This window comes from Pseudomonas wadenswilerensis (assembly GCF_900497695.1).
Classification (GTDB): Bacteria; Pseudomonadota; Gammaproteobacteria; order Pseudomonadales; family Pseudomonadaceae; genus Aquipseudomonas; species Aquipseudomonas wadenswilerensis.
Genome location: NZ_UIDD01000001.1, coordinates 91,878 through 117,619 on the forward strand (window position 1 = coordinate 91,878; position 25,742 = coordinate 117,619).

Here is a 25,742-nt window from a genome sequence, read left to right on the forward strand (position 1 = left end):
ATGCGCGAATCACTGGAAAAGATGCTGGCCAAGGGTGTGGATAACGCCCTGTTGCGCTTTGGCCTGGGCAAGGCCTGGCTCGATGAAGGCAATGGCGCCGAGGCGGCCGTGCACTTGCAGCGCTGCGTTGAGCACGACCCGAAGTATTCGGCGGCATGGAAGCTGCTGGGCAAGGCGCATCAGCTACAGGGAGACCTGGCGGGTGCACGCAAGGCCTGGGAGCAGGGGCTGGAAGCGGCTCGCGTCCATGGCGACAAGCAGGCCGAGAAAGAGATGACGGTGTTTCTGAAGAAGCTCGACAAGGCTGTTTAGGACCGCTTCGCGGTCCATCGCCGGCAACGCCGGCTCCCACAATTGATGGCCAAACTCGATCCTGTGGGAGCTGGCTTTGCCTGCGATAGGGAGCTCAATACCAGCGCGGCTCACCCGCCGGACGCTTCTTGAAGCGCTTCATGCTCCACATGTACTGGCTCGGATACGCCCGCACATAGCGCTCGACCACCTGGCTCATGGCCGCCGCCGAGGTTTCGGTGTCTTCGCTGTACATCGCCTCGGGCGCCGCTTCCAGGATCACCTTGAAGCCAGAGCCATCCGGCAGGCGCAGGGCATGCAGGAACACCCCGACTGCCTTGCCGCCAGCGAGCATGTTTGGCACGAATTTGCTGGTCAGCGCCTTGGTGGCGAAGAACGGCACGAAGATCCCCGCCGACTCGGCCGGCTCCGGGTCTGCCGGAATGCCGACCTGACCGCCTCTACGCACTTCCTTGATGATGCTCAGGATGCCTTCCTTGGTGGAAGCGGCCACGCGGTTACCCAGCTGCACGCGCTGCTCGCGCAACAGGTCATCAACCGCCTTGAGCTTGGGCGGGCGATAGAAAATGATCGGTTTGCACTGGCTGCAATAGAAGTGGTTGAGCACTTCCCAGTTGCCCAGGTGACTGGTGATGCCGACCACGCCCTTGCCCGACGCCAAGGCAGCTTCAAGCACGTCCAGGCCTTCGACCTCGCGCACCAGGTCGAGCGAGCGCTGGGCCGGCCAGATCCAGGCACAGGCGCTTTCGGTAAAGGATTTGCCGATGTCCATCAGGGTCCGGCCAACCAGTTGCTCACGGGCAACCGGGTCCATTTCCGGGAAGCATTTGGCCAGGTTGATGCGCACGACGTTGCGCGAACTGTTCGGCACCTTCCACATGATCCAGCCGATGGCCGCGCCGACTCGCTGTACCGCGCCCCAGGGGAGTTTGGCAAACAACCGCAACGCCCCGACCATCAAGGCGCCCTTGAATTTATCCACAGGCTGGTTCCTCTTTCTGCAAGCCGGCCATTGTAACCCTCAGCGCAGCAGAGCGGCGTAGCGATCACAATCGCGGGTGTGATCCATGACCATGCCGGTGGCCTGCATGAAGGCGTAGCAGATAGTCGGGCCGACAAAGGTGAAGCCGGCTTTCTGCAGTGCCTTGCTCATTGCCTTGGCCTCATCGGTGACTGCCGGGACCTCGCTGCGCTGGCCGAAATGATTGATCTTCGGTGCGCCGCCGACGAACGACCAAAGCCATTCAACGGGGTTCTCCAGCGCCAGCCAGGCCCGCGCATTGCGCCGCGCGGCATTGAGCTTGAGGCGGTTGCGGATGATGCCCGGGTCGAGCATGCGCTCTTCGATCTCTTCATCGCTCATTTGTGCCAGGCGCTGCGGATCGAAGCCGAACAGCACCTGACGGTAGCGTTCGCGTTTCTTCAGCACAGTGATCCACGACAACCCGGCCTGGAAGCCTTCGAGCAGCAACATCTCGAACAACTGGCCAGGATCACGCTGCGGCGTGCCCCATTCCTGGTCGTGGTAAGCCTGGTAAAGCGGATCGTCGGTACACCAAAAGCAACGTGGCATAAGGCTCCAAGGGTAGAGGCCTGCGCGAATCGGGTTATACTCCCGCTCTTTATATTCGCAGCCCTAGAAACAGGTGAATTTCGTGAGCCAGCCTACGCCAGCCGTGCGTACCTTCCAAGACTTGATCCTCGCCCTGCAGAACTACTGGGCCGAGCAAGGTTGTGTGGTGCTTCAGCCCTACGATATGGAAGTAGGCGCCGGCACTTTCCATACTGCCACGTTCCTGCGCGCCGTCGGCCCGGAAACCTGGAACGCCGCCTATGTGCAGCCTAGCCGTCGTCCGGCGGATGGCCGTTATGGCGAAAACCCGAACCGCCTGCAGCACTACTATCAGTTCCAGGTGGTCCTCAAGCCGAACCCGGCGAACTTCCAGGAACTGTACCTGGGCTCGCTGAAAGCCATCGGCCTCGACCCGCTGGTGCACGACATCCGTTTCGTCGAAGACAACTGGGAATCGCCGACCCTCGGCGCCTGGGGTCTGGGTTGGGAAATCTGGCTCAACGGCATGGAAGTCACCCAGTTCACCTACTTCCAGCAAGTGGGCGGCATCGAATGCTTCCCGGTCACCGGTGAAATCACCTACGGCCTGGAACGCCTGGCCATGTACCTGCAAGGCGTGGATTCGGTCTACGACCTGATCTGGACCGACGGCCCGTTCGGCAAGGTGACCTACGGCGACGTGTTCCACCAGAACGAAGTGGAGCAGTCGACCTACAACTTCGAACACGCCAACGTCGAGAAGCTGTTCGAACTGTTCGACTTCTACGAAAGCGAAGCCAACCGCCTGATCGAGCTGGAGCTGCCGCTGCCGACCTATGAAATGGTCCTCAAGGCCTCGCACACCTTCAACCTGCTCGATGCCCGCCGCGCCATCTCGGTGACCGAGCGTCAGCGTTACATCCTGCGCGTACGGACCCTGGCCCGGGCCGTAGCCCAGAGCTACCTGCAAGCCCGCGCCAAGCTGGGCTTCCCGATGGCGTCCCCTGAATTGCGTGATGAAGTGTTGGCTAAGCTGGAGGCTGCACAATGAGTGCTCAAGATTTCCTGGTTGAACTGGGCACCGAAGAACTGCCACCCAAGGCCCTGAGCAGCCTCGGTGACGCCTTCCTCGCCGGTATCGAGAAAGGCCTGCAGGCCGCTGGCCTGAACTACACCGACAAGCAGGTGTTCGCCGCGCCGCGCCGCCTGGCCGTGCTGATCCGCAACCTCGACACCCAGCAGCCGGACCGCAGCGTCAACCTCGACGGCCCGCCACGCCAGGCCGCCTTCGATGCTGAAGGCAACCCGACCCAGGCCGCCCTGGGCTTCGCCAAGAAGTGTGGGGTAGAGCTGTCGGATATCGACCAGAGCGGCGCCAAGCTGCGCTTCTCACAGCACATCCCGGGCAAGGCCACCGCCAGCCTGCTGCCAACCATCGTCGAAGACTCGCTCAACGACCTGCCGATCCCCAAGCGCATGCGCTGGGGTGCACGCAAGGAAGAGTTCGTGCGTCCAACCCAGTGGCTGGTCATGCTGCTCGGTGACGAAGTGGTCGACTGCACCCTGCTGGCGCAGACTGCCGGTCGTGAATCCCGTGGCCACCGCTTCCACCATCCGGAAAACGTGCGCATCAGCGCCCCGGCCAACTACCAGGAAGACCTGCGCAAGGCGTACGTCCTGGCAGATTTTGCCGAGCGCCGCGAGCTGATCAGCAAGCGTACCGCCGAACTGGCAATGCAACAGGAAGGCAGCGCCATCGTGCCGCCAGCGCTGCTCGATGAAGTGACCGCCCTGGTTGAATGGCCAGTGCCGCTGGTGTGCTCGTTCGAGGAACGCTTCCTTGAAGTACCGCAGGAAGCCCTGATCACCACCATGCAGGACAACCAGAAATACTTCTGCCTGCTGGATGCCGACGGCAAGCTGCTGCCGCGCTTCATCACCGTGGCCAACGTCGAGAGTCGCGATCCGAAGCAGATCGTCGAAGGCAACGAGAAGGTCGTGCGCCCACGCCTGACCGACGCCGAATTCTTCTTCAAGCAAGACAAGAAGCAGCCGCTGGAAAGCTTCAACGAGCGCCTGAAGAACGTAGTGTTCCAGGCCCAGCTGGGCAGTGTCTTCGACAAGGCCGAGCGGGTTGCCAAGCTGGCTGCCTTCATCGCTCAGCGCATTGGCGGCGACGCCCAACGTGCGGCGCGTGCCGGGCTGCTGTCGAAATGCGACCTGGCCACCGAAATGGTCGGCGAGTTCCCTGAAATGCAGGGTGTTGCCGGCTACTACTACGCGCTCAACGACGGCGAGCCGCAAGACGTTGCCCTGGCCCTGAACGAGCAGTACATGCCGCGCGGTGCCGGTGCCGAACTGCCGTCGACCCTGACCGGCGCGGCTGTGGCCATCGCCGACAAGCTCGACACCCTGGTGGGTATCTTCGGTATCGGCATGCTCCCGACCGGTAGCAAGGACCCCTATGCCCTGCGTCGTGCAGCGCTGGGCGTACTGCGCATCCTGATCGAGAAACAGCTGGACCTGGACCTGAACGAAGCGGTGAACTTCGCAGTCAGCCAGTTCGGTACCAAGGTCAAGGCCGCCGGCCTGGGCGAGCAGGTACTGGAGTTCGTCTTCGATCGTCTGCGTGCCCGTTACGAAGACGAGGGTATCGACGTTGCCACCTACTTGTCGGTGCGTGCCCTCAAGCCAGGCTCGGCCCTGGACTTCGACCAGCGCGTGCAGGCCGTCCAGGCCTTCCGCCAACTGCCGGAAGCCGCTGCCCTGGCCGCGGTGAACAAGCGCGTGTCGAACCTGCTGAGCAAGGCCGAAGGCGCTGTCGCCACCACGGTCGAGCCGAAGTACTTCGACAACGCCAACGAGTTCTCCCTGTACTCGGCCATCCAGCAAGCCGACCAGGCCGTGCAGCCAATGGCTGCCGCGCGCCAGTACAGCGAATCGCTGGCGCGCCTGGCAGCCCTGCGTGAACCGGTCGACGCCTTCTTCGAGGCGGTGATGGTCAACGCCGACGACGCCAATGTCCGCGCCAACCGTTATGCCCTGCTCAGCCGCCTGCGCGGTCTGTTCCTGGGCGTGGCCGACATTTCGCTGCTGGGGTAAGTCTTGAAACTGCTGATTCTCGATCGGGACGGGGTGATCAACCAGGACTCCGACGCCTACATCAAGTCGCTGGACGAGTGGATTCCGATCCCGGGTTCGATCGAAGCGATTGCGCAGTTGAGCAAGGCCGGCTGGACGGTGGCGGTTGCCACCAACCAGTCCGGCATTGCCCGTGGCTACTACGACCTGGCTACTCTCGACGCCATGCATGCGCAATTGCGCAAGCTGGTGGCCGAGCAGGGTGGCGAAGTCGGGCTGATCGTCTATTGCCCGCACGGGCCCGATGAGGGCTGCGCCTGCCGCAAACCCAAGCCGGGCATGCTCACCAGCATTGCCGCGCATTACGACGTGAATCTGGCCGGCGTGTGGTTTGTCGGTGATAGTAAGGGTGACCTGGAAGCCGCTTTGGCCGTCGATGCTCAACCGATTCTGGTAAAAACCGGAAAAGGCGAGAAGACCCTGAGCAAGGGAATTCCAGAGAACACGCTGATTTTCGATGATCTGGCAGCCATCGCCAGAGAACTTATCCACAACTAGCGCGTCTGCAAAACAGGCGCACTTTTACTAGGCGGGCAAGCCCGCAACGGTACATGCCGCTATGTCGATCTTGCAGGCGATCAGAGTTTTTCTTTTTTACCTGCTGCTGGGTACCAGCTCCTTGCTGTGGTGCACCCTGAGCTTTTTTATCGCGCCGTTTCTGCCATTCAGCGCCCGCTACCGCTTCATCAACGTCTACTGGTGCCGCTTTGCGCTGGTGCTGGTACGGGTGTTTCTCAACATCAAGGTCAAGGTCACCGGGGCTGAGAACATCCCCAAGCAACCCTGCGTGATCCTCTCCAACCACCAGAGCACCTGGGAAACCTTTTTCCTTTCCGCCTATTTCTCGCCCTTGAGCCAGGTGCTCAAGCGTGAACTGCTGTATGTGCCGTTCTTCGGCTGGGCCATGGCCATGCTGCGGCCGATCGCCATCGACCGCGACAACCCCAAGGCGGCCTTGAAGCAAGTTGCCAGCAAGGGCGACAAGCTGCTCAAGGAGAACGTCTGGGTACTGATCTTCCCCGAAGGCACCCGCGTGCCGTTTGGCCAGATCGGCAAGTTCTCGCGCAGCGGTGCCGCGCTGGCGGTGAACGCTGGCCTGCCGGTGCTGCCAATCGCCCACAACGCCGGCAAGTTCTGGCCCAAGCAGGGCTGGGGCAAGCGCGCCGGCACCATCGAGGTGGTGATTGGCGCCCCGATGTTTGCCGAAGGTAGCGGCCCACGGGCCATTGCCGAGCTCAACGACCGTGCTGCTGCGTGGAACGAACAAACCCAGCGTGACCTCGGCTCACTGCCTGCAGCAGCGCCAAACCAAGCGCAAGGCGTGGCCTGACCGATCTGTGGATAACTTGTGTACAGTATTTGGATTTCTCAGCGAAAAATCCGCTAAGTGATTAATTTAGCTACTTATTTCTCTGTATGACTGTTTTCTGAAAATCGTGCATAAGTTTTTTCGCGGCATAAAAAAACCGGCGCTTACGCCGGTTTTTTTGTGCCTGCAAATCCTCACACCTTGTCGATATCCACGTCACGGGTTTCTTTCAGGCAGAACAGCCCCACCACCAGGCTGATGCCGGTGATCAACACCGGGTACCAGAGCCCGTAGAAAATGTCGCCGGTGTACACCACCAGGGCAAAGGACACGGTGGGCAGGAAGCCGCCGAACCAGCCGTTACCGATGTGGTAGGGCAGCGACATCGAGGTGTAGCGGATACGGGTCGGGAACAGTTCGACCATCACCGCCGCCAGCGGGCCGTAGGTCATGGTCGCGATCAGGATCATGGCCACGATCAGCAGCACCACCATCGGCTGGTTGACGCTGGCAGGGTCTGCTTTGGCCGGGTAGCCGGCCTTGTCGATGGCAGCGCGCATGGCGGCTTCGTCAAAGCCGCTGATCTGCTGCTCGCCAATACTCACCACCACCTCGGCGCCAGCGGCCGCTTCAGCCGAGCTGTAGGGAAGGCCCTGTTTGACCAGGAAGGTCTTGACCTTGTCGCAGGGGCTGTCAAAACGCGCCTTGCCCACCGGGTCGAACTGGAAGGTGCAGCCTTGCGGGTCGGCCATCACCACGATTGGCGCCTGACGGCTGGCGGCGTCGATCTGCGGGTTGGCGTAGTAGCTCAGGGCCTTGAACAGCGGGAAATACAGCACCGTGGCCAGCAGCAAGCCGAGCATCAGGATCGGCTTGCGCCCGACCCGGTCCGACAGCCAACCGAAAAACACGAAGAACGGCGCGCCGATCACCACGCTGATGATCAGCAGGGTGTTGGCCTGGGCCGGGTCCATCTTGAGCATCTGGGTGAGGAAGAACAGCACATAGAACTGCGCGGTGTAGAAGGTCACCGCCTGGCCGGCGTTGATACTGAACAGCGCAGTGAGCACCACCTTGAGGTTGGGCCAGGAACCGAACGACTCGCGGATCGGCGCTTTACTGGTCTTGCCCTGAGCCTTCATTTTCACGAAGGCTGGCGACTCATGCATGCTCATGCGAATCCAGGTGGAAATCCCCAGCAGCACAATCGACAGCAGGAACGGCAAGCGCCAGCCCCAGACTTCGAACTGGTCGCCGCTGATATAGCGGCTGCCGAGTACCACCAGCAACGACAGCAGCAGGCCGAGGGTTGCGGTGGACTGGATAAAACCGGTGTGGAAGCCGCGCTTGCCGGGTGGTGCATGCTCGGCAACATAAGTGGCTGCGCCACCGTACTCGCCGCCCAGCGCCAGGCCTTGAAGCATGCGCAACACCACCAGAATGATCGGTGCAGCAATGCCGATACTGGCATAGGTCGGCAACAGGCCAACGGCAAAGGTCGACAGGCCCATCAGCACGATGGTGACCAGGAAGGTGTACTTGCGTCCGATCATGTCGCCCAGGCGGCCGAACACCAGCGCGCCGAAGGGCCGCACCAGGAAACCGGCGGCGAAGGCCATCAAGGCAAAGATAAAGGCAGTGGTGTCGTTCACCCCGGCAAAAAACTGCTTGCTGATGACCGCGGCCAGCGCCCCATAAAGAAAAAAGTCATACCACTCGAAAACCGTCCCGAGGGATGACGCGAAAATGATCTTGCGTTCTTCCCGGCGACTATTGCTCGCCGTTGCAGCGCCCTGCTCTTGAATGTAATCCGACATCGTTGCTGTCCTCGGCCTGCAGGCCCCAGTGATTATTCTTGTTGTTCCACTGTCGGCGCCGGCAGACTGCGTCCGGCGCCGTTGTTGCTACGCACCCTGGTCAGGGCGTCGGTACGGCGGTGTTTTCGTCGATGCTGGTTGTGGATAACGTCCCCTGGCGAATCAATTGCGCCGCCTTCTCGGCAATCATCAGGGTCGGTGAGCAGGTATTGCCGGAGACGATTTGCGGCATGATCGAGGCGTCGGCGATGCGCAGCCCCGGCACGCCGTGCACCCGCAACTGGTCGTCGACCACATCCAGCGGCCCGTTGCCCATGCGGCAAGTACCCACCGGGTGGAAGATCGTAGTGCCGATCTGCCCGGCGGCTTCATGCAGTTGCTCTTCGCTTTGCAGGTCCGGGCCGGGCAGGTATTCGCGCGGGCTGAAGGCAGCCAGGGCAGGGGCCCGGACGATCTTGCGGGTCAGGCGAATGGCCTGAGCGGCAACGCGCAGGTCTTCGGGGTCACTCAGGTAGTTGGGATCGATCAGCGGTGCATCGTCCGGGTTGGCCGAACGGATATCGATACGCCCGCGGCTGGCCGGGCGCAGGTTGCACACCGAAGCAGTAAACGCCGGGAAGCGGTGCAGTGGCTCGCCGAAGCGTTCCAGCGACAGGGGCTGCACGTGGTACTGCAGGTTGGCCGAAGCCTGTTCGGGCCCGGAACGAACAAAAGCCCCCAATTGGCTCGGCGCCATCGCCAGCGGACCGCTACGATCGTAAAGGTAACGCAGGCCCATGCCGAGCTTGCCCCAGAGGCTGTTGGCGACCTGGTTGAGGGTTCGCGCCTGGGTAACCTGATAGATCAAACGCAGTTGCAGATGGTCCTGCAGGTTGCCACCAACGCCGGGCAGCTCGTGACGAACAGTTATCCCCAGGCTCTCGAGCAAGCCGCGCGGACCAATGCCGGAGCGCTGCAGGATCCCGGGTGAACCCACGGAGCCTGCACACAGGATGATTTCCCGGCGTGCGCTGAAGTTCTGCCAGTTGCCTTGCCAGCGGGCACGTACCTTGGAAGCACGGCCGTCTTCCAGCACTACCTGGTCAACCAGCACATCGGTCAGCACGGTCAGGTTGGGACGTTTGAGGATCGGGCGCAAAAAGGCCTTGGCCGAGTTCCAGCGAATGCCGGAACGCTGGTTGACCTGAAAGTATCCACAGCCCTGGTTATCCCCGGTGTTGAAGTCAGCAACGCTGGCGATGCCGCTCTGCGCCGCCGCTTCGCGGAACGCATCGAGGATCGGCCAGGAGTAGCGTTGTTGCTCGACCCGCCACTCGCCTTCATTGCCATGGGCTTCGCTGGCGCCGCCAAAGTGGTTTTCGCTGGCCTTGAACAGTGGCAGCACATCCTTCCAGGCCCATCCGGCATTGCCTTGCTCGGCCCAGCGATCGTAGTCGCCAGCCTGGCCGCGCATGTAGATCATGCCGTTGATGGACGAACAGCCACCGAGCACCTTGCCCCGTGGATAACCCAGGGCACGGCCATTGAGGCCGGGTTGCGCTTGGGTCTTGAAACACCAGTCGGTGCGGGGATTGCCGATGCAATAGAGGTAGCCCACCGGAATGTGAATCCAGGGGTAGTTGTCGCGCCCACCGGCTTCGAGCAGTAGCACCCGGCAGCCTGGCTCGGCGGATAAACGATTGGCCAGAAGGCATCCGGCAGGGCCGGCACCCACCACCACATAGTCGTAGACAGGATCGGCTGATGGCATGGGCAACCTCGCGCCTGATTATTATTCTTGTCCCAGCCCATGTTATTGATTAATTTCGGGATGAAAACGTTAGATTTCACTCAAGTGCTGTGCGTTTTAACACAACGTCCGTGAACACCTGATTCACAAGGAAAAGCATGTTCGACTGGAATGATCTGCGGTTTTTTCTCGAGTTGCAGCGCAGCGGCCGGCTGCTGACCGCGGCCAAACGCCTCAACACCACCCACAGCACCGTGGCCCGGCATATCGACAATATCGAGCAAAGTCTGGGCACCGCGCTGTTCGTTCAGCATGCCCAGGGCTACGAACTGACGCCTTCCGGGCAGGCCCTGCTCAAGCACGCCGAAGCCATGGAAAACGTTGCCCTGCTGGCTCAGGAAGAGATCACCCAGGCCATCACCCCGCTGGGCAAGATTCGCCTGGGGGTAACCGAAGGCATCGGCATCATGTTCTTCACCCCGCGCATGGGCAGCTTGTTCGAGCGCTACCCGGGGCTTGAGGTGGAGCTGGTGGCAGTACCGCGGTTTGTCAGCATCCTCAACCGCGAGGCGGAAATCAGCATTCACCTTGAGCGACCCAACGCCGACCTGTTGATAACTCGCAAACTCACCGACTACCGCCTGGCGCTGTACGCCAGCCCCGAATACCTGGCCCAGGCGCCGGCGCTCAATCATCGCGAAGACCTGGCCAAGCACAGCTGGATCGGCTACGTCGACGACCTGCTGTTCAGCCAGGAATTACTGTTTTTGAACAGCTTCTGCCGGGCACCCAATGTCGCGTTTCGCAGCACCAGCGTGATCGCCCAACAACAGGCCGCTCGCGCCGGCCTGGGCATCGCCGTGTTGCCCAACTACATGGCCCGCCACGATCCGGCACTGGTGCGGGTGCTGCCCAGCGAGACCATCCAGCGCAGCTACTGGATCTGTACCCGCCGTGAGCTGCACAAGTCAGTGCGCCTGCGCGTGGTCTGGGATTTCCTCCTGGCCCTGTGCGCGCAAGAGCAGGACGCCTTGCTGGCGGAGTAGGGCGTCAACTGCCCAGGGTTTTGACCGCCAGCAACAATGCCGCGCAGATACCCACACCCGCGAACATTTGCTGCAGTCGCGGCCCGGCCAGTTTGCTGGCGACCTGGCGAGCCAGCAGCAGCCCGAGCACGGCGCCGCCGGCAAAGGGGGCGCCCACCGCCCAATGCATGACGCCGCCGACCGTCGCGCTGACCACACTGCCGGTGGACACCAGGGCGATCACCGCCAGCGAAGTGGCAACGATGCTCTTCATGTCCAGGTTGGTGTAGCGGCTCAGTGCCGGGATGATTACGAAGCCGCCACCCACACCCAGCAACCCCGAAAGCAAGCCGGACAGCGCGCCGGTAAAGGCCAGTGCGCGGGCGCAGGGCAGGGTCCAGCGCAGACGCCCCTGCAAAGGGTTGAGCACACAGGGCATGACCATGCGCTGGCCCAATGGCGGCTCGCCGCGAAGCTCCCGGCGAGCCTTGAGCAGCATGCGTGCACAGGCATAGACCAGCACCAGGGCGAAGGTCAGGGCCAATGGCCCGTTCGGCAAACGATGGGCAAGCATCAGGCCGAAGGGCGCGATAGCAATGCCGATCAACGCCACGAACAGCGCCGCGCGATAACGCACCAGGCCCTGGCGCAATCCCAACAGGGCACCCACCGCCGCCGCCATGCCGACGGCCAGCAGGCCGACTGGCGCCGCCTCGACCATCGACAAGCCCAGGCCGAATACCAACAAGGGCACGGCAAGAATGCCGCCGCCGGCGCCGGTCAGCGCCAGCACCGCACCAATGATCGCTCCCAAACCTGCCGCAAGAAACTGATGCTCGATCACCGCAGGCCCTCGGCGGTAACCCGGGGTTTGGCCAGCCACTCACGGCCCTTGAGCATGCAGCGCCAGTACAGCGGCGGCAGGATCTGTGCCTTCAGTAGCCAGGCCAGGCGCGTCGGCCGGCGACCGTCGAGCAGCCAGCGCGGGAAGCTCGGCGCCAGCTTGCCGCCATAGGTGAACTCGGCGAGCACGATCTTGCCGCGCTCGACGGTCAACGGGCAGGAGCCATATCCATCATAGTGGGCGAGGTTGGGCAGGCGCCCCAGCGCCACCAGTACATTATTGGCAACCACCGGCGCCTGTTTGCGTGCAGCCGCCGCGGTCTTGGCATTGCTGGTATTGATGCCATCGCCCAGGGCGTGGATGTTGGCGTAGCGCTGGTGACGCAGGGTGGCCGGGTCGACATCGATCCAGCCGGCCTGGTCAGCCAGCGGGCTGTTACGGATGAAATCGGGAGCGACCTGCGGCGGCACAACATGCAGCATGTCGAACGGCTGAACCCGGGTTTCGCTGCTGCCATCGGGCAGGGTGCGCACGAAGGTCGCCCGCTTGCCCGGACCATCGACAGCAACCAGGCGGTGGGCGTACTGCAGGTCGACTGCGTACTTGTCGATGTACTCCATCAGCGCTGGAACATAGTCGGGCACACCGAACAGTACGCCACCGGCATTGAAGAACTGTGCCTGGATGTTCCCCAGGCGACCGTTGCGCAACCAGTGATCGCAAGACAGGTACAAGGCCTTTTGCGGTGCACCGGCACACTTGATCGGCATCGGCGGCTGGGTGAACAGTGCCCGCCCTTCACGAAGATTCTGCACTAATTGCCAGGTGTAGGGCGCCAGGTCGTAGCGGTAGTTGGAGGTCACGCCATTGCGCCCGAGGGTTTCGCTCAGGCCTTCGATGGCGTCCCAATCGAGCTTCAGCCCTGGGCAAACCACCAATTGCTCGTAACTGAGCAGACGGCCGTCATTCAGGGTGACCGTTTGTGCCTGCGGGTCAAAGGTCTCGACCCGCGCCTTGATCCACTGCACGCCACCAGGAATGGTCGAAGCCATGGTACGTGCCGTCGAAGGGGCCTGGAAGATGCCAGCGCCGACCATGGTCCAGCCGGGTTGGTAGTAGTGAACGTCAGCCGGGTCGATGATTGCGACATCCAGCGAAGGGTCGCGGCAGATCAAGCTGGAAGCGGCGGCGATACCGGCGGCACCGGCACCGACGATCAGCACTTTATGATGGTCGCCTTTCGGCACCTCGGCAGGGGAGGGTTGAGCATGCATGGCAGGGTCCTTCTAATAATAATTCTGGGGTGAAGCTCAGAGCACGTTGAGCGGGATCTTCAGGTAGCGCACTCCGTTCTCTTCAGGTTCGGGCAGCTGGCCGCTGCGCATGTTGATCTGCACCGAGGGCAGGATCAGTACCGGCATCTCCAGGGTGGCGTCGCGGGCTTCGCGCATGGCGACGAAGCTGTCTTCGCTGATGCCTTCATGGATATGGATATTGCTGGCGCGCTGTTCGGCCACCGTGGTCATGTAACGTAATTCTCGGCCACCCGGCAGGTAGTCGTGGCACATGAACAAGCGCGTCTCGGCGGGCAGGGCGAGGATGCGCTGGATCGAGCGGTACAGGGTGCGCGCGCTGGCGCCAGGGAAGTCGCAACGGGCGGTGCCGTAGTCAGGCATGAACAGGGTGTCGCCAACGAAGGCGATGCTCTGTCCTTCGATCTCCAGCACGTAGGTCATGCAGGCCGGGGTATGCCCGGGCGTGTGCAGGGCACGCGCTTGCAGGTTGCCGATGGTGAAGGGCTGCTCATCGTCGAACAGCACATCGAACTGGCTACCGTCGCGGGCAAAACCGGTATCGGCATTGAACAGCGCGCCGAAGACTTTCTGCACCTGGGTGATCTGGCTACCAATGGCGATCTGGCCACCCAGGGCCTGCTTGAGGTAAGCCGCCGCAGACAGGTGATCTGCGTGTACGTGGGTTTCCAGAATCCACTGAACCTTGCCGCCCAGTTCAGTCACCCGGCCAATCAGCTTGTCTGCCGAAGCACTGGTGGTGCGCCCGGACTTTGGATCGTAATCCAGCACACTGTCGATCAAGGCACAGTCGCCGCTGCTACGGTCCATCACCAGGTAGCTGATGGTCGAAGTCACACTGTCGAACAGTGCCTCCACATACAAGTTGCCGCCGATGATCATTTACTACGCTCCGAATTCATCACAGGTGCCAGGTATGAAGCCTTGCTGGCAGTGGACAGGCTGTCATCAAGATATGTGCCACGGAATAGGTAGGCCTTTTCCCAATGGTTACGGCGGTATTTCAGGCGGCATATCGCTCATCGCTGCCAGACTGTCAGCATAGTTGGCAGTGACATGGCAGCACCTGGCAGTTTTTGGCAGTCCCTGGCACCTTCAGTTAAGCTTTGCCCGTGCTTGCCCAGGTGTCGCCATGTCTTTCTCTACTGCTGTTGCTCCTCATCCTGCCGTACAGGCATTGGTGTCCTACCTCGAACACGACGCCCAGCCGACCATCGTGCTGGACACCGACTACAACATTCTTGCCGCCAACGGTGCCTATCGACGCCAGTTCGGCATTGACGGCCAGCCGCCCATTGGCGCCAAGTGCCACCGGGTGTCCCACCACTACGCCGTCCCTTGCGACCAGGCCGGTGAACACTGCCCGATGCGCAAGGCCTGGGACAGTCGGCTGCCCGAGCGTGTGTTGCATGTGCACCACACCCCTCGCGGGCCGGAGCATGTGGACGTCGAGTTACGCCCTATCCTCGACAAGCAGGGTGAGGTGGTAGCTTTTGTCGAGCGCCTGACCAGCATCACCGTCGCTTCGGCTCAGCCCCAACAACACGGCCTGGTCGGGCGCTCACCGGCGTTCCAGGACGCACTGGCGAGCCTTCAGCGTGCGGCACCTGCGCAAATCCCGGTATTGCTCCAGGGCGAATCCGGTACCGGCAAGGAGCTGTTTGCCCGCGCGCTGCACTTGGGCAGTCCACGGGCAAACGGCCCATTGGTGGTGGTCGATTGCACCGGCCTGACCGAGTCATTATTCGAGAGTGAGTTGTTCGGTTACGAGAAGGGTGCCTTTACCGGCGCCCACCAGCGCAAGATCGGCCTGGCGGAAGCCGCCCATGGCGGCACCTTGTTCCTCGATGAGATCGGCGAAGTGCCGTTGCCGATGCAGGTCAAACTGCTGCGCCTGATCGAGTCCGGCAGCTTTCGCCCGGTTGGCAGCCTGCGCACGGTTCACTCAGATTTCAGACTGGTCTCGGCCACCCACAAACCACTCAAGGAAATGGCAGCGGCGGGCACTTTCCGTGAAGACCTGTACTACCGCATTAGCGGCTTCCCCATTCGCCTGCCGGCGTTGCGCGAGCGGGTCGATGATCTGCCGTTGTTGATCCAGAGCCTGCTGCAACGAATGGCAGGTTCTGCAGCGCCGCAGGTCGATCCACAAGCGATGAAACGGCTGAACTTGTACGCCTATCCCGGCAACATTCGCGAGCTGCGCAATATCCTCGAGCGGGCGCGGCTGTTCGCCGACGACGGACTGATTCGTGCCGAGCATCTGCCTACGGAGCTCGGTTCGGTGCTTGGGCCGATGCCAAGCATGAGCCGTCGATCCAAAGACAACCTCGGGCAGCTGGCCCAGGCCCTGGACAGCTTCAATGGATCGCGCAGTGAGCTGGCGCGTCATCTGGGGATGAGTGAACGCACCTTGTACCGACGCCTGCGCGAATTGGGCCTTTGAGCCCGACGCAGAAACAACAAACCCCGGCTTTTTCTTCTACGCTGAAACTGCTCACCCGCTGCGAAGAGCTTTCCATGCGTCGATTGCCGAGTCGGTAACCAGGTGCCCGGGCGCCTGACGTTCCGCTCTGTCTTTTCTGCCACAGGAGCATCGTCATGTCTGCCTGCCTTCACAGGGCGATCTTGCTCACCATCGCCATACTCGCGCTTTTTGGCTGTTCCGAAGAGGATGCGCAACCTAAGGCAACCGCCACGGCGCCTGCAACGGCTGCAGCGGCTGTACCGGCTGTACCGGCCGCTCCGACGACGCCAAGCGAGGCGGTGTTCAACGCCGAACAGCTTGATCAAATGCTTGCACCGTTGGCGTTGTATCCGGACGCTTTACTGGCTCAGGTGCTGATGGCCACCACCTATCCAGGCAATGTCGCCGACGCGGTTGTCTGGTCCAAGGCGCATCCGAACGTCAGCGGTGATGCCGCCGTCAAGCAGGTCGCCGACCAACCTTGGGACCCCAGCGTGCAATCGTTGGTGGCTTTTCCGCAGGTGCTGGCCACACTTGGCCAGGACCCGGTCTGGGTGCAGCGAGTCGGTGATGCCTTTCTCGCCCAGCCCGACGCGGTGATGAACTCGGTCCAGCGCCTGCGCGCCAAGGCCAAGGCTGCTGGCCACCTGGAGTCCAACGCTCAGCAGACCGTTATCGTGCAACCGTCAAGCGCCCCCGCAGGCGGCACGACCACGGTGGTGCAAGGTACCGCGCCGGCACAGACTATCGTTATCCAGCCGACCAACCCGCAGGTTGTATACGTGCCAAGCTACAACCCCTCTGTGGTGTACGGCAGTTGGTCCTCGCCATCCTACCCTCCAGCGTATTATCCGCCACCACCGGGGTATGCCATCGGCACGGCTTTAGCGACCGGCCTGGCTTTCGGTGCTGGAATAGCGATCGTCAATTCACTGTGGGGGGATTGTGACTGGGACGATCATGACGTCGATATCAACGTCAATCGCTACAACAATATCAACAACGTCAACCCCAGGCTCGATGCCAACCAGAACAACTGGCGCCATAATCCTGCGTATCGCGACGGCGTCCCGTACCGCGACCAAGCCAGTCGAACCCAGTTCGACCGGCGCTTACCCGGCAGCGCAGAGCGCACTGCCTACCGCGGAGACACGCCGGCCCGGGTCGAAGATCGCGCGCGAGCCCGTGAAACCCTGGCACAGCGCGGCATCGAAGCACCGGCAACCAGTAACCTTGAAGCCCGCCAACGGGTGCAGAGTGCCGACCGCGAGCGCGCCCAACAGCGCCTGGAAAAGCAGGGCATCAACCCGTCCGGCAACGCACGCGAGCGCGCCCAGGTCGCCGACCGCCAACTGAAAAATGACGGTCAGGCTCGCCAACGTGCGCAGGCGCCCCAGAAGAACCGCCAGCCTCAGCAGCCGGGGCGCAACCAACAAGTCCGCCAACAAGTTCGCCAGCAACATGTTAGCGCCCAGGCGCCCCGCAACAATGCGTTGGCCGGGGTGCGCAACCCTTCGCAGTCACGCATCGCGAGTAATCGTGGCCAGATCAGCCAACGGAGCGCCAGCCGACCGTCCGCAGCGTCTGCGGGCCACCAGGTGCAACGACCCGCGCGGATGCAACCCAGCGGTGGCGGCCGTCGCCGTTGAGAGGAGAGTCAGTCATGAATGCTGCTAGTCGAACTGTGCTGGTTCTGCTCCTGTTCTGGACATCCAGCAGTTTCGCTCAGAAACACTTCCCAACCCCGGAGGCCGCCGGCGAAGCACTGGTGCAGGCGCTTGGAAGTGAAAAGGCCGATAGCCAACAGTTGGCGAACTTGCTCGGCAACGACTGGAAGAGTTATATCCCGACCAAGAACGTCGATCGTAAAGATGTTGATGCCTTTCTCTCCCTCTACAAGGAAAAACATCAGGTTCAGTCCGACAACCCGAAGCGTGCACATCTGGTCGTCGGCGACACGCCCTGGATGTTCCCGATTCCCATCAGACACAATCCTGGCGGTTGGGCATTCGACACCAAAGCTGGCGCCGATGAAATCCGCCAGCGCCGCATCGGACGCGACGAACTGGCGACAATTCAAGCGGCGCGTGCCTATCACGACGCGCAGATGGATTACGCCGAGATTGATCGTAATGACGATGGGGTCCTCGAATACGCGCAGAAGTTCATCAGTAGCGACGGGCAGTTCGACGGCCTGTACTGGCCGGAAGAGGGCGGTGTCGAAGAAAGTCCGCTCGGACCGCTTTTTGGAGATACCGCGACTGGCGACGACTGGCACGGCTACCACTATCGCATCCTCACTGGCCAAGGCCCTTCGGCGCCGGGCGGCGCCTATGACTACATGATTGGCGATCGCATGACGCGCGGCTTTGCCGTGATCGCCTGGCCGGCAGACTACGGCGACACTGGCGTGATGAGTTTCATGATCAGCCACGACGGCGAACTGTTCGAGAAAGACCTCGGTCGTGACAGCGCCAAGCAAGCTGCTGCGATTACGCGTTTCGACCCCGACAGCAGTTGGAGCGAAGTAAAGGACGAGGAAGAGGCGCGCTGAACCGAGCAGCTCAACACATGGAAGCCAACGCAACAAAAAGCCCGCGTGAGCGGGCTTGATGATGTTGCATTTTTGAACCTACACCTGATCAGAAGTCCAGGTTGGACACTGCCAGAGCGTTGCTCTCGATGAACTCACGACGTGGCTCAACGGCGTCGCCCATCAGGGTGTTGAAGATCTGATCGGCAGCGATCGCGTCTTCGATGGTCACCTTGAGCATGCGGCGCACAGTTGGGTCCATGGTGGTTTCCCACAGCTGATCCGGGTTCATCTCACCCAGACCTTTGTATCGCTGAATAGTGTGGCGCTTGGTGCTTTCGGTCATCAGCCAGTCGAGGGCTTCCTTGAACTCGGTGATGGCTTTCTTGCGCTCGCCACGTTGCACGTAGGCGCCTTCACCCAGCAGGGTACTCAGCTGTGCACCGAGGGCGGTGACGGTGCGGTAGTCGTTGCTGCCGAAGAAGTCACGGTTGAAGGTGACATAGCTGGCCAGGCCGTGGGAGGTGATTTCCACTTCCGGCAGCCAGACGTTGCGCTCTTTGTCTTCGCGCAGGCTGGCCTTGTACAGCAGGCCGGACTTCTCGCTGATACGCAGGCGCTCTTCGAACTTGCCCAGCCATTCCTGCATGGCAGCGTGGTCGCCCAGCTGCTCCAGCGAGACCGCCGGCAGGTAGACGAAGTGCTCGGTCAGCTCCTGCGGGTACAGGCGCGACAGACGCTTGAGGGTTTTCATCACGGTACGGAATTCGTTGACCAGACGCTCCAGCTCGACGCCGGAAACAGGTGGTGCGGATTCGTCCAGGTGCAGGCTGGCATCTTCCAGAGCCGACTGAGTCATGTACTCTTCCATGGCGTCGTCGTCTTTGATGTACTGCTCTTGCTTGCCTTTCTTGACCTTGTACAGCGGCGGCTGAGCGATGTAGATGTAACCACGCTCGACCAGTTCCGGCAGCTGACGGAAGAAGAAGGTCAGCAGCAGGGTACGGATGTGCGAACCGTCGACGTCAGCATCGGTCATGATGATGATGTTGTGATAGCGCAGCTTGTCGATGTTGTACTCTTCGCGGCCGATACCACAGCCCAGCGCGGTGATCAGCGTGCCCACTTCCTGGGACGAGATCATCTTGTCGAAGCGTGCTTTCTCGACGTTGAGAATCTTGCCCTTGAGCGGCAGGATCGCCTGGGTCTTGCGGTTACGGCCTTGCTTGGCCGAGCCACCCGCGGAGTCACCCTCCACCAGGTACAGTTCGGAAAGAGCAGGGTCCTTCTCCTGGCAGTCCGCCAGTTTGCCCGGCAAGCCGGCGATATCCAGCGCACCTTTGCGGCGAGTCATTTCCCGCGCTTTACGTGCAGCTTCACGGGCACGAGCGGCGTCGATCATCTTGCCGACAACTGCTTTGGCTTCGTTCGGGTTCTCCAGCAGGAAGTCGGAGAAGTACTTGCCCATCTCCTGTTCCACGGCTGTTTTCACTTCCGAGGACACCAGCTTGTCTTTGGTCTGCGAGCTGAACTTCGGATCTGGCACCTTCACCGAGATGATCGCGGTCAGACCTTCACGGGCGTCGTCGCCGGTGGTCGAAACCTTGTTCTTCTTGGCCAGGCCTTCCTGCTCGATGTAGTTGTTCAGGTTACGGGTCAACGCCGAGCGGAAACCGACCAGGTGAGTACCACCGTCGCGCTGCGGAATGTTGTTGGTGAAGCACAACAGGTTCTCGTTAAAGCTGTCGTTCCACTGCAGGGCGATTTCCACACCCACGCCGTCTTCACGCTGAACGCTGAAATGGAATACCTGGTTGACCGGAGTCTTGTTGGTGTTCAGGTATTCAACGAAGGCACGCAGACCGCCTTCGTATTTGAAATGCTCTTCTTTGCCCGAACGCTCATCCTTCAGCAGGATGCCAACGCCGGAGTTGAGGAAGGACAGTTCACGAATCCGCTTGGCCAGGATGTCCCAGCTGAAGTGGATATTCTTAAAGGTTTCAGCCGATGGCTTGAAGTGGATGTGGGTACCGGTGGTTTCACTTTCGCCAACGATTTTCATCGGCGCTTGTGGAACACCGTGGACGTAAGTCTGTTCCCAGATCTTGCCACTGCGGCGAACGGTGAGGATCAACTGCTCGGAGAGAGCGTTAACTACCGACACACCTACACCGTGCAGACCGCCGGATACTTTGTAGGAGTTGTCGTCGAACTTACCGCCCGCATGGAGGACGGTCATGATGACCTCGGCGGCGGAAACGCCTTCCTCTTTATGCACGTCAACCGGAATGCCACGACCGTTGTCGCGAACACTGATGGATTCGTCCGGGTGAATAATTACGGTGATGTCATCGCAGTGGCCGGCGAGTGCCTCGTCGATCGAGTTATCGACCACCTCGAACACCATGTGGTGCAGGCCGCTACCATCATCGGTGTCGCCAATGTACATACCGGGACGCTTGCGCACGGCATCTAGCCCTTTCAGCACCTTGATGCTGGAGGAGTCGTACGTTTGATTTTCGCTCATGCCTTCACTCCCGATGGTCGTGGGTCTGGGTGATACGGCCCTGTTCCACGTGGAACAAAGCAACTGGCGTTTCCGTCTGCCAGCCTTCCCTCAATAATTCTTGATCTACACAGGTGATAAACACCTGGCAGCGTAAGTCTTCCAACAAGCGACAAAGTGCGCGGCGGTGCTGGTCGTCGAGTTCCGACGGCAAGTCATCCACCAGATAAATACATTGGCCGCGACGCGCCTGGCTAACCAGATGGCCTTGGGCGATACGCAATGCACAGACCACCAGCTTCTGCTGGCCGCGAGACAAAATGTCAGCCGCGTTATGGGCGCCGAGTCTCAGGCGCAGGTCGGCACGTTGTGGGCCGGCCTGGGTATGGCCCATGTGCTGATCACGTTGCAGGGAGGAGGCGAGCACTTCACTGAGTTCGCGATCCTTGTCCCAGCCACGGTAATAGCTTAGGGTCAGCCCTTCGAGCTCGACCAAATCGCTCAGGGTTTGCTCAAAGACGGGCTTCAAGGCCTTGATGTAATTGCGACGGTATTCATCTATTTCCGCGCTGGCCAGGCACAGTTCCCGGTCCCAGGCCGCTTGCGAAACAGCGTCAAGTGTACCATGCCGCAACCATGAGTTCCGCTGCCGCAAAGCCTTCTGCAGGCGTTGCCATGTGGCCATGAAGCGGGGTTCCACGTGGAACACTCCCCAATCGAGGAACTGCCGACGTATTTTCGGAGCGCCTTCGAGCAGGCGAAAACTGTCCGGGTTGATCAGTTGCAGGGGCAGTATCTCTGCCAACTGTGCAGCACTACGGGCGTTCTGCCCGTCGATGCGAATGGTGAACTCACCTTGCCGATCCCGCGAAATCCCCAGGTTGCTCGAACCGCCTTCGCTTAACTCGACCTGGCCGAATACCGTACAAGCCAGTTGCTCGTACTGAATGACCGGCGTGAGGCGAGTGCTGCGAAACGAGCGGGCCAGGCCCAACAGATGAACGGCTTCCAGCACGCTGGTTTTGCCGCTGCCGTTGGCGCCGTACAGGATATTGATGCGGGGGGAGGGAGAGAAGGTCACCGGGTGCAAGTTACGCACCGCGGTGACAGAAACGCGACTGAGGGACATCTAGAGTCTGCTGGACAAATTACAGACGCATCGGCATGACAACGTAAGCGGAGTCGTCGTTGTCAGCTTCCTGCAGCAGGGCACTGCTGTTGGAGTCCGACAGGATCAGACGAACCTGCTCAGTGGTCATGACACCCAGTACGTCGAGCAAGTAGCTGACGTTAAAGCCGATTTCCAGCGAACTACCGTTGTACTCGACGCTGATTTCTTCTTCCGCTTCTTCCTGCTCAGGGTTGTTGGCCTGAATCTTCAACTGGGCATTGGCCAGTTGCAGGCGGATGCCGCGGTACTTCTCGTTGGACAGAATCGCGGTACGGCTGAAGGCCTCACGCAGTGCCTGACGGTCGCCGACCACCAGCTTGTCGCCGCCCTTGGGCAGTACACGCTCGTAGTCGGGGAACTTGCCATCGACCAGCTTGGAGGTGAAGGTGAACTCACCGGTGGTGGCGCGAATATGGTGCTGACCCAGAACGATGCTGACCATGCCATCCGGTTCGGTGAGCAGGCGCGCCAGTTCGAGGATACCTTTGCGCGGTACGATGACCTGGTGGCGATCAGCCTGGCCGATATCGGCACGCATCGAGCACATGGCCAGACGGTGACCGTCGGTGGCGACGGCGCGCAGCGTATCGGTGGACACTTCCAGCAGCATGCCGTTGAGGTAGTAGCGCACGTCCTGCTGGGCCATGGCGAAGCTGGTGCGCTCGATCAGGCGGCGCAGGCGGCTTTGCTCCAGGTTGCAGGTCAGCGAGCCAGGGCCTTCTTCCACCGTCGGGAAATCATTGGCTGGCAGGGTCGACAGGGTGAAGCGGCTACGGCCGGCCTTGACCACGAGCTTCTGCTCATCGAGCTTGATATCGATCAGCACGTCGTTGGGCAGGCTTTTGCAGATATCCATCAGCTTGCGCGCAGGCACGGTGATCTCGCCAGGCTCAGCCGGCTCTTCCAGCTGCACACGGCCTACCAGTTCCACTTCCAGGTCGGTACCGGTCAGCGATAATTGCTGACCTTGTACCACCAGCAGTACGTTGGACAGTACCGGCAAGGTCTGGCGGCGCTCGACGACGCCTGCGACCAGTTGCAGGGGTTTCAACAGGGCTTCGCGTTGAATGGTGAAATGCATGGTCTAGTCCCTTGCCTTTAATAAGCTGCGCTGACGTTCATCAAGTCGTCAGAGTCCGCAGCAGGTTCTTGTAGTCCTCGCGGATATCCGCGTCGGATTCCTTGAGTTCGTTGATCTTGCGGCACGCATGCAACACGGTGGTGTGATCGCGGCCGCCGAAAACGTCGCCGATTTCCGGCAGGCTGTGGTTGGTCAGCTCTTTGGACAAGGCCATGGCGACCTGCCGCGGACGGGCTACCGAACGGGAACGACGTTTGGACAACAGATCGGAGATCTTGATCTTGTAGTACTCGGCAACGGTGCGCTGGATGTTATCCACACTCACCAGTTTGTCCTGCAGTGCCAAAAGATCCTTGAGCGATTCGCGAATCAGCTCGATGGTGATGTCGCGACCCATGAAGTGCGAATGCGCAATCACCCGTTTCAGTGCGCCTTCGAGTTCACGCACGTTCGAGCGAATTCGCTGAGCGATAAAGAAAGCAGCATCGTGCGGCAGGTCGACCTTGGCCTGATCGGCCTTCTTCATCAGGATCGCTACCCGGGTTTCGAGCTCCGGAGGCTCTACCGCGACGGTCAGGCCCCAGCCGAAACGCGACTTCAGGCGCTCTTCCAGCCCTTCGATCTCCTTCGGATAACGATCGCTGGTCAGAATGACCTGCTGACCGCCTTCGAGCAGGGCGTTGAAGGTGTGGAAAAACTCTTCCTGGGAACGCTCTTTACGGGCAAAGAACTGAATGTCATCGATCAGCAGCGCATCGACCGAACGGTAGAAACGCTTGAACTCGTTGATGGCATTGAGTTGCAGCGCCTTGACCATATCGGCGACGAAGCGCTCGGAGTGCAGGTACACCACCTTGGCATTCGGGTTCTTCTTGAGCAGGTGGTTACCCACAGCGTGCATCAAGTGGGTTTTACCCAGGCCCACACCGCCGTACAGGAACAGCGGGTTGTAGCCATGCTTGGGGTTGTCGGCAACCTGCCAGGCCGCAGCGCGGGCCAGCTGGTTGGACTTACCTTCGACGAAGTTCTCGAAGGTAAAGGTGCGGTTCAGGTAGCTGGTGTGCTTGAGCGCACCCTCGACCTGCACGGTGCGTTGTTCGGTGCGGCCGCTTGGCGCCGGGGCGGCATTGGTTTCGCCCATGGAATCGAAGCTGTCACGCGAAGGTGCTTCCTCGACTTCGGCCACCGGTGCCGGTGCTGCTACGGGTGCGGCTACAGGTTCGTTGACCACCGCAGTTTTCGCAGCCTGGGCCTGGGATGCGGCTACAGCCGCGGCGAGCGGTGCATTAGGCGCGGCACGCGGCGCCGAACTGCGTCTGCTGCCTATTAATAAGGAAAGGGCAGGCGCAATACCGTTGCCGTGTTCACCCAGCAGCTCGAGCAGACGGCTCAGGTACTTTTCATTGACCCAGTCGAGAACGAAACGGTTGGGCGCATAGACGCGCAACTCGTCGCCTTCGGCTTCGACCTGTAGCGGACGGATCCAGGTGTTGAATTGCTGGGCAGGCAGTTCATCGCGCAGAAGCTCCACGCACTGCTGCCAAAGTTCCACTGACACGGATATCCCCTGAGTTGAAAGCCGGTGAGGCAAAAACAAGCGCCCATTGTACCCAGCGCCAGCGCAGTTATCCACATGCAGGTGCGTCGAGGATGGCGATAAATCAGCAGTTTAGTGACCAAAATGTCGTTCTGGCCATGTGAATAAGCCCTGTGGATAACCTCGCCTGAGGTCTTTGCACAACTGGGGGTCGAAATCGGTGGATAACCTGCCTGTGGATAACAGGCCATTTGATCCACAGCTTTTCCGAGGGTACAACACAGTCAGAGCACCTCTTCTCGACAAGGTTTCTTTCCTCTGTACATTACGTATTTCAAGGGCTATAGCTTGTTATCCACAGAAATCGTCCACATAAGATTTATAAGATTCACTAAAAAGCTTTAAATAAGTCCTCTCTTTTTTTCTATGTTTAAGTGATCCGTTACTCGCGACCTGTCAGCCCGCTCCGAGCGATCCCCCGAATGAAGCCGATTTTCCGTCCATAAGGAAAAGCTGGTTGGAAATTGACCTACGGCCCTGCTTTCTCTAGAATCGCCGGTCTCTTAAAACGGGGGCCATTCCGGCCCGTTGTCGACGAACCAGGTAACACGCCATGAAACGTACTTTCCAACCAAGCACCATCAAGCGCGCTCGCACTCACGGTTTCCGTGCCCGTATGGCCACCAAGAACGGTCGTGCCGTTCTGTCGCGTCGCCGTGCCAAAGGCCGTAAGCGCCTGGCAGTTTGATTTTTCGGCACTGGTGGTGAGTCAGGACTTCAGTCGGGAAAAGCGTCTGCTTATTCCCCGACACTTCAAAGCGGTCTTCGACTCCCCAACCGGCAAGGTTCCAGGGAAATGCCTGCTGATCCTTGCTCGCGAGAACGGTCTTGATCATCCCCGCCTGGGGCTTGTGATCGGGAAAAAGAGCGTCAAGCTCTCCGTTCAACGCAATCGCCTGAAACGCCTGATGCGCGATTCGTTTCGCCTGAACCAGCATTCGCTTGCCGGTTGGGATATCGTGATCGTCGCGCGCAAAGGGTTGGGCGAGATTGAAAACCCAGAATTGCACCAACATTTTGGCAAGCTCTGGAAGCGCCTTGCACGCAGTCGGCCCGCTCCAGTGGTTAACACCGACTCTGTGGGGGTAGACAGTCAAGATGCGTAAACTGGCGCTCGTTCCGATCCAGTTTTACCGTTATGCCATTAGTCCTCTGATGGCCAGTCACTGTCGTTTCTACCCCAGTTGCTCCTGCTATGCGTACGAAGCCATCGAAACACATGGCCTTTTACGCGGCGGGTGGCTTACCGTTCGTCGCCTGGGGCGTTGTCATCCGTGGAATGCCGGTGGTTTTGACCCGGTTCCACCTGCCTCCTCTTCCCGTACTTCTTCGATAGCCGAGTAAT

23 protein-coding genes are annotated in these 25,742 nt (G+C 60.7%); 12 read left to right on the plus strand and 11 right to left on the minus strand.

Annotated features, from left to right (window positions below; genetic code table 11):
- Positions 1-312: a tetratricopeptide repeat protein gene (locus CCOS864_RS00475; RefSeq protein ID WP_115084523.1), complete on the plus strand. Its 312-nt coding sequence runs from the start codon at positions 1-3 to the stop codon at positions 310-312.
- A gap of 94 nt (positions 313-406) precedes the next feature.
- Here CCOS864_RS00475 and CCOS864_RS00480 read toward each other — a convergent pair whose 3' ends face one another.
- Together CCOS864_RS00480 and CCOS864_RS00485 are read right to left on the minus strand one after the other, a co-directional pair.
- The gene (locus tag CCOS864_RS00480) at positions 407-1,294 is read right to left on the minus strand and encodes a lysophospholipid acyltransferase (protein ID WP_115084525.1); all 888 of its coding nucleotides are present in this window, start codon (positions 1,292-1,294) and stop codon (positions 407-409) included.
- Positions 1,295-1,333: 39 nt separating this feature from the next.
- A complete protein-coding gene (locus CCOS864_RS00485) occupies positions 1,334-1,885 on the minus strand; it encodes a DNA-3-methyladenine glycosylase I (RefSeq protein ID WP_115084526.1) in 552 nt (183 codons plus the stop codon).
- An 82-nt stretch (positions 1,886-1,967) separates the two neighbouring features.
- Between CCOS864_RS00485 and glyQ the strand changes: the two genes are divergently transcribed.
- From glyQ to CCOS864_RS00505, 4 genes are all read left to right on the plus strand, one after another.
- On the plus strand, positions 1,968-2,915 hold the full coding sequence (gene glyQ / locus CCOS864_RS00490; protein WP_115084528.1) for a glycine--tRNA ligase subunit alpha: 948 nt from the start codon (positions 1,968-1,970) through the stop codon (positions 2,913-2,915).
- Positions 2,912-4,966, plus strand: coding sequence for a glycine--tRNA ligase subunit beta (glyS, locus tag CCOS864_RS00495; RefSeq protein ID WP_115084530.1), 2,055 nt, complete (start codon positions 2,912-2,914; stop codon positions 4,964-4,966). The genes glyQ and glyS overlap by 4 nt, the downstream gene beginning before the upstream one ends.
- 3 nt (positions 4,967-4,969) lie before the next feature.
- Positions 4,970-5,503: a D-glycero-beta-D-manno-heptose 1,7-bisphosphate 7-phosphatase gene (gene gmhB, locus CCOS864_RS00500; RefSeq protein ID WP_115084531.1), complete on the plus strand. Its 534-nt coding sequence runs from the start codon at positions 4,970-4,972 to the stop codon at positions 5,501-5,503.
- A 61-nt stretch (positions 5,504-5,564) separates the two neighbouring features.
- Positions 5,565-6,335, plus strand: coding sequence for a lysophospholipid acyltransferase family protein (locus CCOS864_RS00505; protein WP_115084533.1), 771 nt, complete (start codon positions 5,565-5,567; stop codon positions 6,333-6,335).
- 173 nt (positions 6,336-6,508) lie between these two features.
- Here the strand turns inward: CCOS864_RS00505 and CCOS864_RS00510 are convergent, their stop codons facing one another.
- The gene (locus tag CCOS864_RS00510; protein ID WP_115084535.1) at positions 6,509-8,131 is read right to left on the minus strand and encodes an MFS transporter; all 1,623 of its coding nucleotides are present in this window, start codon (positions 8,129-8,131) and stop codon (positions 6,509-6,511) included.
- A gap of 100 nt (positions 8,132-8,231) precedes the next feature.
- Positions 8,232-9,881, minus strand: coding sequence for a GMC family oxidoreductase (locus CCOS864_RS00515; RefSeq protein ID WP_115084537.1), 1,650 nt, complete (start codon positions 9,879-9,881; stop codon positions 8,232-8,234).
- A gap of 137 nt (positions 9,882-10,018) precedes the next feature.
- Between CCOS864_RS00515 and CCOS864_RS00520 the strand changes: the two genes are divergently transcribed.
- On the plus strand, positions 10,019-10,906 hold the full coding sequence (locus CCOS864_RS00520) for a LysR family transcriptional regulator (protein ID WP_115084539.1): 888 nt from the start codon (positions 10,019-10,021) through the stop codon (positions 10,904-10,906).
- 4 nt (positions 10,907-10,910) lie between these two features.
- Here CCOS864_RS00520 and CCOS864_RS00525 read toward each other — a convergent pair whose 3' ends face one another.
- From CCOS864_RS00525 to CCOS864_RS00535, 3 genes are read right to left on the minus strand one after another with little or no spacing between them, the layout of a single operon-like run.
- Positions 10,911-11,729, minus strand: a complete 819-nt coding sequence (locus CCOS864_RS00525; RefSeq protein ID WP_115084541.1) for a sulfite exporter TauE/SafE family protein — start codon at positions 11,727-11,729, stop codon at positions 10,911-10,913.
- The gene (locus CCOS864_RS00530; protein WP_115084543.1) at positions 11,726-13,003 is read right to left on the minus strand and encodes an NAD(P)/FAD-dependent oxidoreductase; all 1,278 of its coding nucleotides are present in this window, start codon (positions 13,001-13,003) and stop codon (positions 11,726-11,728) included. Before CCOS864_RS00530 ends, CCOS864_RS00525 begins: the two co-directional genes overlap by 4 nt.
- Positions 13,004-13,039: 36 nt before the next feature.
- Positions 13,040-13,924: an MBL fold metallo-hydrolase gene (locus tag CCOS864_RS00535; RefSeq protein WP_115084545.1), complete on the minus strand. Its 885-nt coding sequence runs from the start codon at positions 13,922-13,924 to the stop codon at positions 13,040-13,042.
- Between the two features lie 250 nt (positions 13,925-14,174).
- Here CCOS864_RS00535 and CCOS864_RS00540 point away from each other — a divergent pair, with 250 nt between their 5' ends.
- From CCOS864_RS00540 to CCOS864_RS00550, 3 genes are all read left to right on the plus strand, one after another.
- Complete coding sequence (locus tag CCOS864_RS00540; RefSeq protein WP_115084547.1) at positions 14,175-15,488, plus strand: sigma-54 interaction domain-containing protein; 1,314 nt, start codon at positions 14,175-14,177, stop codon at positions 15,486-15,488.
- A gap of 155 nt (positions 15,489-15,643) precedes the next feature.
- The gene (locus CCOS864_RS00545; protein WP_115084549.1) at positions 15,644-17,158 is read left to right on the plus strand and encodes a DUF3300 domain-containing protein; all 1,515 of its coding nucleotides are present in this window, start codon (positions 15,644-15,646) and stop codon (positions 17,156-17,158) included.
- A gap of 14 nt (positions 17,159-17,172) precedes the next feature.
- Positions 17,173-18,063, plus strand: coding sequence for a DUF2950 domain-containing protein (locus CCOS864_RS00550; RefSeq protein ID WP_115084552.1), 891 nt, complete (start codon positions 17,173-17,175; stop codon positions 18,061-18,063).
- 88 nt (positions 18,064-18,151) lie between these two features.
- Here CCOS864_RS00550 and gyrB read toward each other — a convergent pair whose 3' ends face one another.
- From gyrB to dnaA, 4 genes are read right to left on the minus strand one after another with little or no spacing between them, the layout of a single operon-like run.
- Positions 18,152-20,569: a DNA topoisomerase (ATP-hydrolyzing) subunit B gene (gyrB, locus tag CCOS864_RS00555; RefSeq protein ID WP_115084554.1), complete on the minus strand. Its 2,418-nt coding sequence runs from the start codon at positions 20,567-20,569 to the stop codon at positions 18,152-18,154.
- Positions 20,570-20,573: 4 nt separating this feature from the next.
- Positions 20,574-21,677, minus strand: a complete 1,104-nt coding sequence (gene recF / locus CCOS864_RS00560) for a DNA replication/repair protein RecF (protein WP_010222707.1) — start codon at positions 21,675-21,677, stop codon at positions 20,574-20,576.
- A 19-nt stretch (positions 21,678-21,696) separates the two neighbouring features.
- A complete protein-coding gene (gene dnaN / locus CCOS864_RS00565; RefSeq protein WP_038997897.1) occupies positions 21,697-22,800 on the minus strand; it encodes a DNA polymerase III subunit beta in 1,104 nt (367 codons plus the stop codon).
- Between the two features lie 40 nt (positions 22,801-22,840).
- Positions 22,841-24,358 carry a chromosomal replication initiator protein DnaA gene (dnaA, locus tag CCOS864_RS00570; RefSeq protein ID WP_115084556.1) on the minus strand — a complete coding sequence of 506 codons (1,518 nt, stop codon included), beginning with the start codon at positions 24,356-24,358 and terminating at the stop codon, positions 22,841-22,843.
- 592 nt (positions 24,359-24,950) lie between these two features.
- On the opposite strand from dnaA, the gene rpmH reads away from it, so the two are divergent.
- The 3 genes from rpmH to yidD are packed head-to-tail and all read left to right on the plus strand — an operon-like array spanning position 24,951 to position 25,741.
- Entirely contained in the window at positions 24,951-25,085 is a 135-nt protein-coding gene (gene rpmH / locus CCOS864_RS00575; RefSeq protein ID WP_002551315.1) for a 50S ribosomal protein L34, read from the plus strand.
- A gap of 13 nt (positions 25,086-25,098) precedes the next feature.
- Complete coding sequence (rnpA, locus tag CCOS864_RS00580) at positions 25,099-25,503, plus strand: ribonuclease P protein component (protein ID WP_010222710.1); 405 nt, start codon at positions 25,099-25,101, stop codon at positions 25,501-25,503.
- Entirely contained in the window at positions 25,496-25,741 is a 246-nt protein-coding gene (yidD, locus tag CCOS864_RS00585) for a membrane protein insertion efficiency factor YidD (RefSeq protein ID WP_080764817.1), read from the plus strand. Before rnpA ends, yidD begins: the two co-directional genes overlap by 8 nt.
- Position 25,742 lies beyond the last annotated feature (1 nt).